Here is a 17198-nt window from a genome sequence, read left to right as displayed (position 1 = left end):
GATTTGTTGCGATCTGGCTATTTCATCAATCAATACGAAAACCGTTTTATAGTTTTCATCTATAGGATTCTTTATGGTAAGGGAGATATTTTTCATATATTTTTTGAGCAACCTCTATGTTACGAGAGTCGTTGCTGGCATGTAGTTCTGCAGTAGCCAGCAGCGCCTTTGCTTTAGTGTTGATATCCAAAGTTTTGCCCCAAAATGCTGGGACCAACCAGAGCCTGCCGTTAGGATGGGGCCTAACTTTCAACGCTGCTATTTTTCGTTGTATAGGACTAAATGTGAAGAGTTGTAGCTCAAATGGTTCTAAGTAATGGGTGAGTTCATCTGCGGCGACCTCGCCCCCCCAATAATCTGAACTTTCTAGTGCAATCTGTTGCCAGGATGAGGTTAGATCAAGTCTGATGCCACCTAGTTTTGGCCTCAAAGTGGTACGATAGTATTCGATCCACAAGCGGTAAAGGGCCGCTTCATCGAGAATACGTCTCTTGCTTCCCATGCTGATCAATTTTTCAGATTCAAGGTAATCAAGACCTTTGCTAACCATTCCCAATGAAACACCAGCTAACTCAGCTATCTCTCGAAAAGAGTATTGAAGTAGATGGGGATGAGCAAGAATGGGAAAGAGCAGCTTCACTACGCCGATACTTGGCTTGTTTGCCGTATTCATTTTGTGAGAGTTAAAGAGCTGTTGCTGGGGAGATTTACCATCAATCCATAGGTTTAAGCCCATACAGTTCACCCGAGCATTACCCGCCTCATCAATGAAATTCAGTTTATGCTCTACACAAAAGTCAGCAAGGAATGGTGTCAAATGGTTGCAAATAAGTAATCGATTCGGGCTTGCGTAGGGAATGAGTTGACGAAGCGTTTCCTTGCGGCGAACAAGCTTTACTTCAATATCGAATTCATAGTGTTCACCCCCTACCTGCAACTGCAGAGAGGCATCAGTAAAAGGCCTGTCGGTGCGAGTATGCAATTTCGCATCATCAAGTAATTGGCAGTAGATATGTGATGGTAGATTGCCTAGGGCTACTTCAATCAGCTCAATCTCGTTGTTCATGATTCTTTCTTGTTCATGATTCATGAACATCATGCTATTCATGAACAAACAGTAACGCAAGGATCTTTGATGTAGCCACCCAAAAGACCTCAAACGGTCCCTTCTCTTACAAGCTTAGCAGGAGCTCATACCCCTGCTCCTCAACCTCTTGATAGAACCATGACTGTAGGGCATGAATTTCATCATTCGTTCGCTCTGCAGGAACGCAAACGAGAAGATAGGCCATCCAGAGATCTTCAACCGAGGGTTTTGAGCTCCATTGCTTGGTCTGAACCACCAACGAGCCAATATCATGGATTCGGCTTGGTACGCGAAAGCCATCTTGTCCCATCACTCTCTCACCTCTTTGAGTGGCAACAGCCAACCTTCTTCCTGCAGCTGCTCCGCCTGTCCGTTTACATCAACGACGCTCCCATCAGCCCCTACCACTCGGTTGGTCCAAATCGCATGACGAACATCTGCTGCCACGGCAGCCTTCAGCATGGAAGCAATAGCTTGAGTACCATGGTCATGGCCATAAAAATGCCGCGAGAGAACCTTATAGCTGGTCACGCTGCCTGCTGGCACCACCACCTTGAGGTGGGCCAACAGATCATTCCAGTTCACACTGCTCATAGCTTCCTTTGCAATGGCTTACCGAATCCCTTGAACAGCAGGTCCAGGATCAAACCCTGGATGATATTGGCCGCCTCGGGTCGAGAGAGGTAGTCCAGCGACATGCCATTCTGGATATCCATCCGCTCGATCACGGCCGCATCAACCGCCTTGGGATAGTCACCCAGCATGATGGCGTCGCGGGGGTTATTTCGCACCTGATCCATCAAGGGCTGGTTTTCCGCAATCTTGCTGGCCATCCCCTGTAGCCAATCCAGCTTGTCTCCATCAGTCACCTCTGTACCAAACAGATCATTCAACTGCTCCAGGATGTGAGAGAGGAAGTCTTTCTTCTCCTCTTTTGCTTTGGCACTGCCGAGCGCCGAGATGCCCTGCAAGCCATTGCCGCTTGCATCAGCTTTGAGCTTGAGATCCTGAGCTCGCTTGGCCTTGAGGTTGTAATGGCTCAGCAACACTTGGGAGAGGTCAATCTCATCCTCCTCCAGTACCTCCTGACGCAACATCGGCAGCAGGTGGCGGGCGAACACGCAGAGCCGCTCCAATGATTCGTCATCAAAGGCGGTGATCTGGGAGACAAACTCATAGAACCGCACATAGCTATTGAGATCTTTCTTGAAGAGATCCAGCTCGCCCCGGGCTTCGGTCGCTTCTTTGACCCGCCGTTCGGCATTTACCTTGTCAGTCGCAGATCCCCCCTCCCGCTCGATGCGTTTGAGCATCTGGCGACACTCCCACACAGCTTCACTCGCCAGCTTGTAACGTTTGGTGAACCGCTCGACAGCCGGTTTGATATAACCGGGCAAGGCTTCGGCCCCACGCTTGGGATCGAAATAGGCATCACTAAACGCCTCCACCTCGCTCCAGGTAAAGATGCCCGTCGCTTTCAGCTTGTGGAACAGGTCATAGACCAGATTAGGATCGGAGACGGTATCGAGAGTGGCTGTCTCAAAATATTTATGGAACTCCTCCAGCACATCCTGCGGATCATTCACGAAATCGAGCACAAAGGTGCTCTCCTTGCCAGGATAGGTGCGGTTGAGGCGAGAAAGGGTCTGGATGCAATCCACTCCTGTCAGCTTCTTGTCCACATACATGGCACACAGCTTGGGCTGATCGAAACCAGTCTGAAACTTGTTGGCCACCAGCATCACCTGATAGTCCTGAGTATCGAATGCCTTACGCATGTCCCGCCCATTAAGCTCGGGGTTCATGTTCCGCTCGTTAAAGCTCTGCCCTTCCTCTTCGATGTCGCCAGAGAACGCCACCATGGCGCGAATAGCACCATAGCCTTGCTCTGTTACATACTTGTCGAACGCCAGCTTGTAGCGAACCGCCTCCAGCCGACTCGACGTCACAACCATCGCCTTGGCCTGCCCTCCCAGGAGATTGGCCACGTTGGTGCGGAAATGCTCAACGATGATCGCCACTTTCTGGCCGATATTGTGCGGGTGTAGCCGCACCCACTTGGATAGCCGGATGCGAGCCTTCTTGGCATCCACTTCCTTATCCGCCTCTTCTGCCTTCATGGCGAGTTTGTAAGCAAGCGAATAGTTGGTGTAGTTCTTCAGTACATCGAGGATAAAACCCTCCTCGATGGCCTGACGCATGGAGTAAACATGAAATGGCTTGGGCTTGTTATCCGGGCCAAGCGGCATCGCCGGGTTTGCTGGGCGGCCAAACAGCTCCAGCGTTTTACCCTTCGGGGTTGCCGTAAAGGCGAAGTAGCTGATGTTCTGGCTGCCACCGCGAGCGGCCAGCGTCATGTTCATCACATCTTCGCCACTGAGTTCCTCTTCCCCATCCAGCTGCTCGGCCATCAAGACTTCACGCAACTGGCGAGCCGTACTGCCGGTCTGGCTTGAGTGCGCCTCATCGGCAACTACCGCAAAGCGAGAGCCTTTCAGCGTGGTCGACTCCTGAATGGCCTTGAGTACGTGAGGGAAGGTTTGAATGGTGACGATGATGATGGGCGTGCCACTGGCCAGTGCCTCGGTCAGTTGTGCCGACTTGGAGCCATCTCCCTCTTCCCGGTTGATGCGACTCACCACCCCATCAGCATGGTCAAACTGGGCGATAGTCTCTTGCAACTGGCTGTCGAGCACCGTTCTATCGGTAATCACGATCACCGAATTGAACAGCTTCTCCCCTTTATCCAGGTAGAGCGAGGCCAGCTGATGGGTCAGCCAAGCAATCGAGTTGGATTTGCCAGACCCTGCCGAGTGCTGGATCAGGTACTTCTGACCAGCCCCCTCTAGCCCCACCGTGGCCAACAAATTCTGAACCACTTTCCACTGGTGATAGCGAGGGAAGATCATCGTCTCTTTCTTCTTCTGCCGCCCCAGCTCATCCTCTTCTACCTTCACCTCAAGGTGCAGATAGCGACTCAGTATCCGCAGGAAGTTATCCGGTTGCAGGATCTCTTGCCACAGATAACCGGTAGCAATGCCCTCCTCACCATTCACTGGCAAGGGCTGATCATTACCCGCCCCACCCTCACGGGTGCCCTGATTGAATGGCAGGAAGAAAGTCGAGTCGCCCGCCAGCTTGGTGGTCATCGCCACCTCGAACTGATTCACTGCAAAGTGCACCAGCGCCCCGCGGCGAAAACTCAGTAGTGGTTCATCACGCCCATTGGTCTTGGGCAAGCGATCTTCCCGATACTGCTTCTTGGCATTCTCCAGCGACTGCTTGAAGCAAGATTTGAGCTCCAATGTCGCTACCGGGATGCCGTTCAAAAAGAGGGTCAGATCGATACGGCCATCATAGCCGTGGGGGCTATAGACTAACTCGGGCACCACCCGCAGCCGGTTGGCTTGATAGCGAGCCAGCAGCTCGGGATTCAAGTCATGATCAGGCTTGAAGCTGGCAACCTTGAGTCGATGACCGCGATCTTCAATCTGGTTACGCAGCAGCCACAGGGTTCCCCCTTCACTGCGTTTCAGCTGGCGCACCGCACCATCCAGTAGGTGGCGTTCCGGCTGCTCGCCATAGGTCTTGCAGTATTTCTGCCACCCCTCAGGCTGGCTCTCTTGCACAAAGGCGACCAAGTCTTCCCGGTAGAGAGCTCGCTCTTTATCGTAGTGAGACGACTCACCCACCAGCCAGCCCGAAGCGGCCAGCTGCGTGATGATATGGTCTTGAAATGCCTTTTCCCGTACTTTGTTATCCATTGTTATTTCACTTCCGTTTAATCGATAACATACCCTATTTAGTCCACTTAATTGGGGTGAGGGTACTCTTGAGATAAAGAGGGTGAGCAGGTTCCCCCGATTGATTCAGTTTCAGATAATGCAGTTCAGTTAAAAAGCCTCGGACGTGGGATGAACGTTGCTTAAAAGCCCCATGATTCCCCCATGCAGCCACTACCCCCCCTGCTTTATTAGCGAGCTCGGTAAGCCAATCATTATTGGCAATACCAATCGGCTCTACGGCTACTTTCATATCATCAGGGTCGGTAGCCCGATAGGCGAAGAGGTTGGCCATCACCAAGCCACCATAGCCCCAGCTTTTTGAAAAACCTATGCAACGGCGAATAGTAGGATCATCCTCTGTCTCATCTGCAGTGGATGGGTTCAGTCCAATAAACAGGGCATAAGGTTTGCTGCTATCCCATACCCGACTTAAGGCGTAGCGGTAACAACGACACTCAGAAAGCACAGCATGGCTGGCAAGTTGAGGGTATTGCAAAGCACTAGAAAGCGTCATGCGGTTACCTCATTGTCACTAAATAGCTGTTCCGAATAGTAGATCACCGGAGGAAGGGAACTCAGTCCAGTTTGTGCGATCTGATTAGTCGCTAAACAAAACAAGCCACACCCAAAGGACTGAGTTGATGCCTATCCTACCACCTCTGCCACGACCACAACGGCGCCGCATTCACAAAATCATCCATGCCACCCGTGATAAAGGACATGCTCGTCGCTTGATGGCCATCTTGCTGTTACATGAAGGACGCACGATCACCGATGTTCATCACCTTACCGGCGCTGCGCGCTCAACCATCGGTCGTTGGCTTCGGTGGTATCGAGATGAAGGCATAGATGCGCTAGAAGCCTTACCGGCTGGCCGTGCCCCAGTCTTACCTATCGCCAAGATTGTCACCTTACTGGTGCTGCTCATGCAGTTTTCTCCGCAAGATTTTGGTTATCAGCGCAGCCGTTGGTGTACTGAACTATTGGCTATAAAAATCAATCGGTTAACAGGGCTCAATGTGGCAGCCTCCACGCTCCGCCGATGGTTACCTCGTATGGGCATTGTCTGGCGCAGGCCCGTGCCGACCTTGCGGATAAAAGACCCAGCCTATCAGGAAAAAATGGCGAATATCGACGCCGCGCTGGCCCGCTGTGATGCCGATAATCCGGTGTTTTATGAGGATGAAGTCGATATAGACCTCAATCCCAAATTAGGAGCCGACTGGATGTTCAGAGCGCAGCAAAAGCGGGTTGTCACACCGGGGCAGAATGCCAAGCATTATCTGGCAGGCGTTCTCCACGCAGGCAACGGAAGGGTACTTTACGTCAGCGGGATCAAGAAAAACTCATCGCTGTTTATTGCCATGCTGGAAAAGCTGCGCCACCACTACCGACGAGCCAAAACCATCACGTTGATCCTCGATAACTACATCATTCACAAAAGCAAACAGACCGAGCGATGGTTGAAGAAGAATCCCAAGTTCTGCCTGGTGTTCCAGCCAGTTTACAGCCCTTGGGTTAATCACATAGAACGGCTATGGCACAAGTTACATGAAACCATCACGCGCAATCATCAATGCAGAGGGATGGCAAACCTGCTGGCCCGAGTGAAACACTTCATGGATACCGTGTCTCCTTTCCCGGGGAATGGCTATGGCACAGCGAAGGTGTAGCACTATTGGGATCAGTTATTTAGGTGGAGTCCAGCCCCGTAGGTCGATCTTGCCGGTCACTGCGGCGGAAATCAGGGCGATGCGGCGTTCTTGCATCAAATCAATGGTACATTTAGCCTTAGTATTCAGCATGTCCAACTTATCGCATTGGTCGCGAATCCAGCTCGCGAGCTGGATCTGTTCATCTAAAGGTGGCAAAGGTATTTTTAATTGTTTGTAATCACCGAGCCCAAATCTCTTTCTAGTAGACTCGACGCTGATATCATCAACAATTGCCTTTCCATACGTTGAGTTGAGCAAGCAAGATAAATAATAAGCATCACAAAGCTGCTTGTTCACTCGAATTCTGACAACGTCCTGAGTAATTATTGCCTCTGGTTCGGAGTTGGGGTAAATACAAGCTTCGCCAGGAGGAGAACCTACTTTCGCCACCAAAACATCACCAGGTTCAACCTTACATACATTCAGCTGCTTGGGAAGGTGCGAATAAGCGGGGAAATTCTTCTCGGCTGACTCAGTCATTTCATTTCTTCATGTTTGAGCCGATTTTTTCTCCCGTAAATGCCTTGAATCAGCCTATTTAGACCGTTTCTTCGCCATTTAAGGCGTTATTCCCAGTTTTTAGTGAGATCTCTCCCACTGACGTATCATTTGGTCCGCCCGAAACAGGTTGGCCAGCGTGAATAACATCGCCAGTTGGTTATCGTTTTTCAGCAACCCCTTGTATCTGGCTTTCACGAAGCCGAACTGTCGCTTGATGATGCGAAATGGGTGCTCCACCTTGGCCCGGATGCTGGCTTTCATGTATTCGATGTTGATGGCCGTTTTGTTCTTTCGTGGATGCTGTTTCAAGGTTCTTACCTTGCCGGGGCGCTCGGCGATCAGCCAGTCCACATCCACCTCAGCCAGCTCCTCGCGCTGTGGCGCCCCTTGGTAGCCGGCATCGGCTGAGACAAATTGCTCCTCTCCATGCAGCAGATTACCCAGCTGATTGAGGTCATGCTCGTTGGCCGCGGTGGTGACTAGGCTGTGGGTCAGGCCACTCTTGGCATCGACACCAATGTGGGCCTTCATGCCAAAGTGCCACTGATTGCCTTTCTTGGTCTGATGCATCTGCGGATCGCGTTGCTGCTCTTTGTTCTTGGTCGAGCTGGGTGCCTCAATGATGGTGGCATCGACCAAGGTGCCTTGAGTCATCATGACGCCTGCTTCGGCCAGCCAGCGATTGATGGTCTTGAACAATTGGCGGGCCAGTTGATGCTGCTCCAGCAGGTGGCGGAAATTCATGATGGTGGTGCGGTCCGGCAAGGCGCTATCCAGGGATAACCGGGCAAACAGACGCATGGAGGCGATTTCGTACAGAGCATCTTCCATCGCGCCATCGCTCAGGTTGTACCAATGCTGCATGCAGTGAATGCGTAGCATGGTTTCCAGCGGATAAGGTCGCCGGCCATTACCAGCCTTGGGATAAAACGGCTCGATGACTTCCACCATGTTTTGCCATGGCAGAATCTGCTCCATGCGGGACAAGAAAATCTCTTTTCTGGTCTGACGGCGCTTACTGCTGAATTCACTGTCGGCGAAGGTAAGTTGATGACTCATGATGAACCCTTTTTCATGGCTCCAGATGACAAACATGATCTCATATCAGGGACTTGTTCGCACCTTCCCTTGGCTTTTTTGGGTGTAACACAATCTGTGCTTTTACGATAGTAGCCGGAAGGTTTCACATCTCTAATGTAGATTACTGGAACACCTTCTTGTGTTAATTCATTTGAAAGCAAATCACTGCCGAATGGTCCATTTACAAAACTGCCTCTATTTTGCTCGGCTACAGCACCAAGCTTAAAGTTATGGATCCAATGCTCCGGCACTTGGCCGAGCCACTCGATGCCGGAGTCTTTCATGGGGGCGTTGGGGTTGAGGCCCTTGGTGACGGCGTGGGAGATCACTGCCTGCCGCTTCTCTTTCAGCAGTTCGATCAACCGCAGTTGCTGGGCAATCAGCCGATCAATCCGTGCGGTTTCGTAGTCGAGGAAGGCTGCTATCTGTTGTCTCTCGCCTTGAGTAGGACAGATAGCAACAAAATCTTTAAGCTGTGATTCGTTAATAGATGGGACTGGGCCAGGGTTGCTCAATTGACCAAAATCTAACAGGCTTAGCCAATAATACCAATACGATGAGTCTCCTTCGTATGAAAAATATACCATCGTGTTATTATCCGTGATGGATGGTTGAGTAAGAATTCGCCTCTTGTTTCCAAGCAACGCAGCCCCGACCTTGGGAAACATAATCCCCCCGGCAGAACATATACGAGCACCCAATTTACTAGCTATATCTTTACTTACGTAGTTATCAGCCTTTGATAAATATTTTTCATTCCCAACATGGTTTGTATCACTCACTTTATAGAAAGGGTAAATCTCATCTTGACGCCCTTGATCTTCATGAGGAAAACCACAACCAGCGATGAAATAACCAAACGATCCAAGGCGGCCAACTCGCCAATGTTCTGGTACATCACCAACCCACTCCACCCCTGCCCCCTTATATTCCGGATAGGGACGATACTTACCCGCCAGTCCTAGCAACTGGGATGCCTCAGCTTGACTCATGAATGCACCGCCCCCAGCAGTTGCATAATCTCCTTGGCTACAGCATCGAGATCGGCGTCGATGGCCGCCAGATCGCGGGGCGGCTGGTACTGGTAGAAGTGGCGGTTAAAGGGGATCTCGTAGCCCACGATGCCCACCTGACCATCGAGCGGATCGGTCTTGCTGGTGTCGATCCAGGCATCCGGCACATGGGGCAGCACCTCCCGCTTCAGATACTCGTGAATGTCCTCGCCCAACGGCACATTTTCGTTATCCCGCAGATCCGGGTTGGCTTCCGGCTCACCTTTGGTTTTACACACCTCGGCGGCATCGTCCTGCTCAGCCAGATGGTTCACCAACAGCTTGAAGGCCGGAGCAGGCAGCTTGACCTCCCCCAGCAGCTTGGTCAGCTGCTTTTTGAATTTGTCGCGAGAGAGCAACTTGGCCTCAGCGAACTGGCCCAAGGCAGTCAGGATGGAGGATTGCAAGGTGCCATCGAGCTTGGCCCAGCCCTTATCGGCAGTGAGGCTGGCGAGGCGCTCGGCATCCTGCGGGTAGAATGCCAGTTTCAGCGGCCGCTCGATGGTCAGACGACGATAGCCAAAAGCAGTGGTGGGAAAAATCTTGGCGATCGGGCTCTCTTCATAGCGGCTGTAGAGGCTGACGATCTCGCTTAACGCCTCATCGCTCAGCTGCTTGCGCTTGGAGCCCAATGATTTACGCATCGGGCTGTGCATATCGCTGGCGTTGATCAGCAGCACCTTGCCCTTACGCTCGGCCGGTTTGTGGTTGGATAGCACCCAGATATAGGTGGCAATGCCCGTGTTGTAGAACATATCGGTGGGCAGGGCCACCAGCGCATCCAGCAGGTCGTGTTCGAGGATATAACGACGGATCTCGCTCTCGCCACTGCCTGCCCCACCGGTAAAGAGCGGTGAGCCGTTGAGGATAATCCCGATCTTGGAACCCGTACACTCGGCCGTGGGTTGCTGCATCTTGGCGATGAGGTGCATCAAAAACAGCAAGGAGCCGTCAGATACACGGGGTAAGCCTGGGCCAAAACGGCCGTTAAAGCCTAGTTTGCTCGCTTCATCCCGTACCTGCTTTTCGACCTTCTTCCAGTCCACCCCGAATGGCGGGTTAGAGAGGCAGTAATCGAAGGTCTTGTAGGGCAACTGATCATCGGAGAGGGTATTGCCCAGCTTGATGTTGCTGATCTCCTGCCCCTTGATCAGCATGTCGGCCTTGCAGATGGCGTAGGACTCGGGGTTGAGCTCCTGACCGAAGGTGGCCAACCGTGCGGCGGGGTTCAGCTCGTGCAGATACTCCATGCCGCAAGAGAGAAAGCCACCGGTCCCTGCGGTGGGGTCATAGATGGAACGCACAATGCCCGGCTTGCCGAGAGCCTCATCATCACCGGCAAACACCAGGGAGGTGGTGAGCCGCACGATATCGCGAGGGGTAAAGTGCTCACCGGCTGTCTCGTTGGAGCTTTCCGCAAAGCGGCGGATCAGCTCTTCAAACACCAGACCCATGTGGTAGTTGTCTACCGCTTCCGGGGAGAGATCCACGTTGGCAAAGGAGCGAACTACCTTGTAGAGCAGGTCGGCATCTTCCAACAGGTTGATGCTGGCATCGAAGTTGAAGTGCTCGAAGATCTCACGAGCATCCTTGGAGAAGGCCCGCACGTAGGCATCCAGGTTATCACCCACATGGGTTTCACCCAGCTTGGCCAGCTCCAGCGGCGAACTGTTGTAGAAGGCGTGGCCTGCTGCACTTAGTAACAGCTTATCTTTAGCCAATTCGGCTACTGTGTCAGGCAATGCCTTATTGCTCTCAACTGTAGCCAACACTTTGGCCTTGTTTGGAGCCAGCACACACTCAAGACGACGCAGTACGGTAAAAGGCAGAATGATGCGGCCATACTGGGACTGTTTGAAATCACCGCGAAGCAGGTCGGCAACCGACCAGATCAGGCTAGCCAGGGAAGAGATATTGGTGGTCATTGGGATTCTCAAAACATGGGGAACTGCCGAGGCATATTCAGGACCAAACGGAAATGCGGGCAGTTTACCACAGGGGACATGCTGTTTTCGTGAGCCAGGCTGTTTGGTGAACCAATACCTCTCTTGCTCCCTCACCGCCATCAATCCTCCGCTTTCGATACAGCGAAACTCAAGGGTGATCTGCAAATGATCACTCGTAACAGGACAAAGGGTTTTTCATTTTTCGGGGGTGGTCGAAGAGGCGTGTACGCTAGCCCCTACCAGCAATCCCTTGCCAGGACTGGGCTTGCGGTGAATCAGGGGACTGGTGATCACAAAAAACGATCCTAGCTAGCCAGAAAAGGGATCGCCGATAGTAGAGAAAAAGGATCGTTATGCAAAACGATCGCTTTTAATAAAAACCCTTATTTTACTGTGAGTTACTACGATATTTGCCGAGAGTAAGCGATCCTGTTTTTGCACTAGAGCCGTACAGTCAAAAGCGATCGTTTTACCACATTTGGGAATGTAAGCAGGGCTGTAGCCCGCATTCTTATTGGGTTATGCCAACCCGATACCCACACAGGGCAATAATGATCGCCTGTAACACAAAAAGTGATCACTTAGGGGGTGATCACCCCGGGATTTTCTCCAACTCCCAACCCCATGGTTCATTTGGTACGCCCCTAAATAGCTGTTCCGAATAGTAGATCACCGGAGGAAGGGAACTCAGTCCAGTTTGTGCGATCTGATTAGTCGCTAAACAAAACAAGCCACACCCAAAGGACTGAGTTGATGCCTATCCTACCACCTCTGCCACGACCACAACGGCGCCGCATTCACAAAATCATCCATGCCACCCGTGATAAAGGACATGCTCGTCGCTTGATGGCCATCTTGCTGTTACATGAAGGACGCACGATCACCGATGTTCATCACCTTACCGGCGCTGCGCGCTCGACCATCGGTCGTTGGCTTCGGTGGTATCGAGATGAAGGCATAGATGCGCTAGAAGCCTTACCGGCTGGCCGTGCCCCAGTCTTACCTATCGCCAAGATTGTCACCTTACTGGTGCTGCTCATGCAGTTTTCTCCGCAAGATTTTGGTTATCAGCGCAGCCGTTGGTGTACTGAACTATTGGCTATAAAAATCAATCGGTTAACAGGGCTCAATGTGGCAGCCTCCACGCTCCGCCGATGGTTACCTCGTATGGGCATTGTCTGGCGCAGGCCCGTGCCGACCTTGCGGATAAAAGACCCAGCCTATCAGGAAAAAATGGCGAATATCGACGCCGCGCTGGCCCGCTGTGATGCCGATAATCCGGTGTTTTATGAGGATGAAGTCGATATAGACCTCAATCCCAAATTAGGAGCCGACTGGATGTTCAGAGCGCAGCAAAAGCGGGTTGTCACACCGGGGCAGAATGCCAAGCATTATCTGGCAGGCGTTCTCCACGCAGGCAACGGAAGGGTACTTTACGTCAGCGGGATCAAGAAAAACTCATCGCTGTTTATTGCCATGCTGGAAAAGCTGCGCCACCACTACCGACGAGCCAAAACCATCACGTTGATCCTCGATAACTACATCATTCACAAAAGCAAACAGACCGAGCGATGGTTGAAGAAGAATCCCAAGTTCTGCCTGGTGTTCCAGCCAGTTTACAGCCCTTGGGTTAATCACATAGAACGGCTATGGCACAAGTTACATGAAACCATCACGCGCAATCATCAATGCAGAGGGATGGCAAACCTGCTGGCCCGAGTGAAACACTTCATGGATACCGTGTCTCCTTTCCCGGGGAATGGCTATGGCACAGCGAAGGTGTAGCACTATTGGGATCAGTTATTTAGGCTGTGTTCTCAAAATGCTGGTTTTCTGTCCACACATAACTCGCGCAAGTAGCGAAGGCAGAAAGCCAGTTTGATAAAGGCTGCAAAACTCTTGGCTAGCTTTTCATATCTCGTTGAAAACCGGCGAAACTTCTTCAACCAACCGAAGCACCGCTCCACGACATTGCGCCTGCGGTAATGCACCTTGTCCAGTACCAATGGACGCCCCTTATGGCGCCGTTGCTGGTCGCTGCGTTGCGGAATGACCGCTTTTATCCTTCTCCGCCGTAGCTCGGCTCGAAAGGCTTTGCTGCTATAGGCCTTGTCTGCGGCAAGATGCGCTGGCCGTGTTCGGTAGCGACCTGATGACGTTGGTATCCTCGCCATGGCCAACGCGCTTGTTGCATCCGACATTCCGCACCTGATTTAGGAATAAATTTGCCGATAGCGCTCACCCAATACCTCCAAAATGATCTGCTGGTCTCCTGTTAGCTCCGTTACTTGTGGCGGAGCTTCTCCCAGTCGATATTCATGGATGCCACCAAAGCGCAAAAAGATCCAACGGGCCGTCGGCTGCTGGGTCGGTTTCTTTTTCATATCCGCCACACTGCGATTCTGCTCCACTAATCCCTGCCGGATCCGGTGCTCCAACGCTGCGTAAATCATCAGGCTACAGGTCATCACCATGAGCAACGCTTCAATCCGCTCCGGCTTTTTCAGGTACAGTGAGGAGGTTAAAAACTCCGGGCTCTTGAGAAAACGAAAGCCCCGTTCGACATTCTGCTGCGCTTTATAGGTGGCCAAAAGTTCGGCCATGGTCAGCGTATCGCTGTGGTCATTGGTCGCCAGGATGAACACCCCGGTCTGGTTGTGGGCCTCTTCAACGCAAGCCAGGCTAGTTGCCGCCAACCCAGTGATTTGAAACTGATGGCCAATTGGCTCTTCGCCACGCTTGGGTCTGCCACGTCCTGTATAAACGGGTTCACCTACCACTTCGGCATCCAGTTGCAGCAGCATCAAGCTGGCGGTAAAACAGCTCAACTCAGCTTGGGCATCCGCCTCACAAGCAAAGCGTCGGGCACACAATTTGGCGAAGGCTTTGAGCTCGCGGGTACTGTCTTTGAGCAGGTTTTTGGCCAATGTCTGCTGCTCGCGGTGGCTGGCTTGTTCGCTGCGCACCAGCAACCAACGTTGCGCGACCCCGGCATAATTCGCGTGTTGCCAACGGCCATGATAGCCATTGCCCAGAGCGGTCAGCGGTTGTGCACCTATGGTTGCCACGGCCTGCTTTGCCTCATTGAGAGTGACGGGCACCCGGGTCACAAATAGTTGCTGCTGTTGCGCCAGTAATTGCAAGGTATCGGCGCAGTACAGTGCGGCATCGCCGACCAGATAACGGCACTCCTGCGCGGCCTTGAGACTGCTCAAATGGCGACGAACGGTCTGGGCAAAGGCTTTGGTGTCATTACTATTGCCGCTCAGGGCCTGCATATAGACAGGTAGGCCGGCCTGATTTTCACAGATGAGCTCAAGGATCACTTGATTCAGCTCTGGCCGGTGATCACGACTATAACCACGCACCAGTTGCAGCTTACCGACCAGATCCCCATCGGCACAGTCATAGGCGCCATCGACGTGGAAGCTGGTAATATCGAGGTGCACTGCGGTGCTTTTGAGCCCCAGCCGCTCGACAACTTGCGCCGCCATCACCTGATACAAGGCGCTGACATCGGCCTCAAAGAGGGCATCGAGACAGCGACCGAGCACATCATCATTGAGGTCATCAGCACAGATCCCGGGGCCAATCAGGCGCTCAACCGGCTTGTTAGCGAAGAATTGCGGGAACATGTGCAGGGTGCTGCTGTGAAAGCCGAGGCCGTTCACTATCATGGCGACCAAGGCTTCACCATGTGAGACCTTGAAAGGCGGGGTTTTGGGGAGCAAGGCATCGATCATGCGGGCAATGCCCAGTTCCTGGCAGAGTGCGGCGACCAAACCAAGGTGATCGAGGTTACGGATCGAGATAGCGGGTGCGGCCATGATGATCTACCTGCAAAAGAGAGTAATAGATCAGAACGGCCGATCGCCGTCAAGCACTGAAAATAGCAAAATCAGGTGCGGAATGACGGATTAAGCTGTGAATCTAAGGCTCTAAGTCTGTTTTTAAGGTTTTTAGGGACGAGTTTATTACTGTTTATGCTATCCCATGAAAATAATTCAGTTTCGATTTCGTTATTTACTATCTGTAAGAGAAATAAAATCGATGGAACTATGGCGGAAATTCTTCCTGCATCATCCAGAAGGTATGATGTAACATCGTCAGTCTGTTTGTTTATACTTTCCGTTAGTTCTCCAATTGTTTTACTTAATCCTTCTGGAATTTCTGATGCTGCATATTGATTGAGCCTCTTTATTATGTTTGAAATTGTGTTTGTTATATCTACAGGGGAAATGTGAAGGTAATTCCAACCATATTTTGTATCAAAAGTTTGGTCTGGTAGATTGCATTGAGATATAGAGGTTGATAAATTTCCAAGCGACGTTATCAATGCTGAAATTTTAATGTGCATTCATTGTCCTTAATAAATGAAACGGTTCTGGAACCATATGAAGCCAAATAATGAAAGCGAAACTATATAGTTCGTCAGACAGATTAGCTGCGTTTAACGAAGCCCAACAATTTAAAAAATCCATACAACAAGCAGCTTAACAGAACTGGATCGCTATTTATTGTGATTCGAGCCAGTTTTTACCAACGTGGTTGTGTGATGGTATTTACCGGTAGGGCCGTAGGTCTGATTAGCGAAGCGTCATCAGACGTTCGCGAAAACAGGCTGCCGCCATGCTGCGGGCACGCCTACGGCTCTCTCTATCCATGGCCAGCCTGTGTATTGCGTGCATCAGGTGCCTGTGTGGCTGCCAAGCAGCATCAGGCTAAACAGCAGCCAGTCATTGATGATGTGTGAGCCGGTCGATACCCAGATGTTTTTGGTGATGATGTAGCCACTGAGCAGCACGATGCGGGCCGTGCCGATCACCAGAAAACATTGCAGAAAATTCCAGTCATAAGTGGGCAGGTGCAGGGCTCCGAAGATTAGAGCCGTCGATAGCCAGGCGATGAGGATGGCGGACTTGCGGGGCAGGCCGAGCTTCTGGTGACAACACCAGAGGATGGCCAGAAAAGGCAGGATGGAGATCACCTCCTCGCCGAAGAGCTGGGGCGCCGTCTTGAGATAAAAGAGGATGCGCGCCGTATTGGACGCCTCTGCCAGCATGGCGTTGACCGGGTTTGCATTCAGCTGGAACAGGTGCTGCATGGCCATGGCAACGGCGATTGAGACCAGTATGTTGATGCCGGTAATCGCCAGCATCAAGAGACAATCCCGCCGCGTCGGCGTTCGAAACAGTGAGCGCCACCCTTTTCCCGCCACCATGGCGAGCACGGCCAGAGGAATGAGAGGAAACAGGAGGGCGGGCACAAAGCCCCCTGAGGTGGTCTTGAAAAAGTCGATGGGGGCGGAGAGTGCCGCAAACCCCAGGATGACCCCCAGCAGGATGAGAGCCCAGCCACGGGCAGACGGGGTGTGAGGATCCTGGCGATAGAGGGGGAAATCCCCGGCGCTCTTGCGCTCGAGCCCGAGGCGCTCACTGTCATTCAATACCGGCATTGCTGTAGGTTGATGCTCACCCATGGTGATCCTCGGGATGTCTATCCGTTGCTGTGCAGACAACCCTACACCAGAAAGGGGGGAAAGGGGCGCCGCTGGGTACAACACGCCAGGGGAATGGCAACGCCGCCAATCAGTTGTCGAAGTTCCACTCGATGGGCAGCTCAAGATCGAAAACGAGCTGATCCCCGTCGAGGGTGAAGGCCACGCTGGTCTGGTGCTGGTCGTATTCGTCGATAAGGCGGCAGCTCTCGGAAAAGTTGGATTCGTAGCCGAGGCGGGCAGTGCCGCCGGTGCGAGCCTCGTCGAGTTCCACCCCCAGCACCCGCAGGGGATCCTTCTGGCTGAGCTTGACCCGGCTGTCACCCACATCCACCAGCCGCTCCAGCAGGGGGAAGAAGTCCTGCTTGTTGGCCTCGATGGCCCGGGCGATGACCTGCTCCAGTTCGGTGGCGCTGGCAAGGGCGGGATCCAGCGTGTAGCGGGTCTGGATGCTTTCCTGAGTCATATTGTGCTCCTTGGGGCAATGAACCTGCGTCGGCCATCAGCACGATAGGCGGTGAACAAGGTGTGCTTA

At 52.3% G+C, this 17198-nt stretch carries 14 protein-coding genes and 2 pseudogenes; 2 read left to right on the top strand and 14 right to left on the bottom strand.

Translation table 11 applies throughout. The annotated features are described in order from the left end of the window. Positions 1-55: 55 nt before the first annotated feature. The 5 genes from C2U47_RS06970 to C2U47_RS06950 all read right to left on the bottom strand — a co-directional run bounded on the left by C2U47_RS06970 (position 56) and on the right by C2U47_RS06950 (position 5386). The gene (locus tag C2U47_RS06970) at positions 56-1066 is read right to left on the bottom strand and encodes a type IV toxin-antitoxin system AbiEi family antitoxin (RefSeq protein WP_069785112.1); all 1011 of its coding nucleotides are present in this window, start codon (positions 1064-1066) and stop codon (positions 56-58) included. A 106-nt stretch (positions 1067-1172) separates the two neighbouring features. Next, complete coding sequence (locus tag C2U47_RS06965) at positions 1173-1400, bottom strand: hypothetical protein (RefSeq protein ID WP_158657390.1); 228 nt, start codon at positions 1398-1400, stop codon at positions 1173-1175. Further along, the gene (locus C2U47_RS06960; RefSeq protein WP_069785105.1) at positions 1397-1681 is read right to left on the bottom strand and encodes an MGMT family protein; all 285 of its coding nucleotides are present in this window, start codon (positions 1679-1681) and stop codon (positions 1397-1399) included. Before C2U47_RS06960 ends, C2U47_RS06965 begins: the two co-directional genes overlap by 4 nt. Then, the gene (locus tag C2U47_RS06955; RefSeq protein ID WP_069785106.1) at positions 1678-4851 is read right to left on the bottom strand and encodes a type I restriction endonuclease subunit R; all 3174 of its coding nucleotides are present in this window, start codon (positions 4849-4851) and stop codon (positions 1678-1680) included. Before C2U47_RS06955 ends, C2U47_RS06960 begins: the two co-directional genes overlap by 4 nt. Before the next feature lie 34 nt (positions 4852-4885). After that, positions 4886-5386 (bottom strand): DUF1643 domain-containing protein, encoded by a 501-nt coding sequence (locus tag C2U47_RS06950; RefSeq protein WP_082189285.1) that lies wholly within the window; start codon positions 5384-5386, stop codon positions 4886-4888. Between the two features lie 127 nt (positions 5387-5513). On the opposite strand from C2U47_RS06950, the gene C2U47_RS06945 reads away from it, so the two are divergent. Further along, complete coding sequence (locus C2U47_RS06945) at positions 5514-6545, top strand: IS630-like element ISAhy2 family transposase (protein ID WP_001809438.1); 1032 nt, start codon at positions 5514-5516, stop codon at positions 6543-6545. 15 nt (positions 6546-6560) lie between these two features. Here C2U47_RS06945 and C2U47_RS06940 read toward each other — a convergent pair whose 3' ends face one another. The 4 genes and pseudogenes from C2U47_RS06940 to C2U47_RS06920 form a co-directional block, all read right to left on the bottom strand. Continuing rightward, complete coding sequence (locus C2U47_RS06940; protein ID WP_103261536.1) at positions 6561-7067, bottom strand: restriction endonuclease subunit S; 507 nt, start codon at positions 7065-7067, stop codon at positions 6561-6563. A 99-nt stretch (positions 7068-7166) separates the two neighbouring features. Next, on the bottom strand, positions 7167-8147 hold the full coding sequence (locus C2U47_RS06930) for an IS5-like element IS5 family transposase (RefSeq protein ID WP_026141915.1): 981 nt from the start codon (positions 8145-8147) through the stop codon (positions 7167-7169). Positions 8148-8542: 395 nt separating this feature from the next. Next, positions 8543-9160 (bottom strand): annotated as a pseudogene (locus C2U47_RS23615) (restriction endonuclease subunit S); the annotation flags it as partial. Beyond that, positions 9157-11145, bottom strand: coding sequence for a type I restriction-modification system subunit M (locus tag C2U47_RS06920; protein ID WP_069785109.1), 1989 nt, complete (start codon positions 11143-11145; stop codon positions 9157-9159). The pseudogene C2U47_RS23615 and the gene C2U47_RS06920, both read right to left, overlap by 4 nt. Before the next feature lie 774 nt (positions 11146-11919). Between C2U47_RS06920 and C2U47_RS06915 the strand changes: the two genes are divergently transcribed. Next, positions 11920-12951 carry an IS630-like element ISAhy2 family transposase gene (locus C2U47_RS06915; protein WP_001809438.1) on the top strand — a complete coding sequence of 344 codons (1032 nt, stop codon included), beginning with the start codon at positions 11920-11922 and terminating at the stop codon, positions 12949-12951. A 32-nt stretch (positions 12952-12983) separates the two neighbouring features. Here C2U47_RS06915 and C2U47_RS06910 read toward each other — a convergent pair. From C2U47_RS06910 to C2U47_RS06895, 5 genes and pseudogenes are all read right to left on the bottom strand, one after another. Beyond that, positions 12984-13358, bottom strand: a pseudogene (locus tag C2U47_RS06910) (transposase); the annotation flags it as partial. 21 nt (positions 13359-13379) lie between these two features. Continuing rightward, positions 13380-14993 (bottom strand): IS1634-like element ISAs25 family transposase, encoded by a 1614-nt coding sequence (locus C2U47_RS06905; RefSeq protein ID WP_049636888.1) that lies wholly within the window; start codon positions 14991-14993, stop codon positions 13380-13382. 71 nt (positions 14994-15064) lie between these two features. Further along, positions 15065-15523, bottom strand: a complete 459-nt coding sequence (locus C2U47_RS22810) for a hypothetical protein (protein WP_158657389.1) — start codon at positions 15521-15523, stop codon at positions 15065-15067. A gap of 330 nt (positions 15524-15853) precedes the next feature. Further along, complete coding sequence (locus C2U47_RS06900; RefSeq protein ID WP_125117514.1) at positions 15854-16645, bottom strand: CPBP family intramembrane glutamic endopeptidase; 792 nt, start codon at positions 16643-16645, stop codon at positions 15854-15856. 109 nt (positions 16646-16754) lie between these two features. Continuing rightward, complete coding sequence (locus tag C2U47_RS06895; RefSeq protein ID WP_043152954.1) at positions 16755-17129, bottom strand: hypothetical protein; 375 nt, start codon at positions 17127-17129, stop codon at positions 16755-16757. Between the last annotated feature and the right edge of the window lie 69 nt (positions 17130-17198).

The organism is Aeromonas sp. ASNIH7 (genome assembly GCF_002903485.1).
GTDB lineage: Bacteria > Pseudomonadota > Gammaproteobacteria > Enterobacterales > Aeromonadaceae > Aeromonas > Aeromonas caviae.
This window is presented reverse-complemented; position numbering and strand designations above follow the sequence as displayed.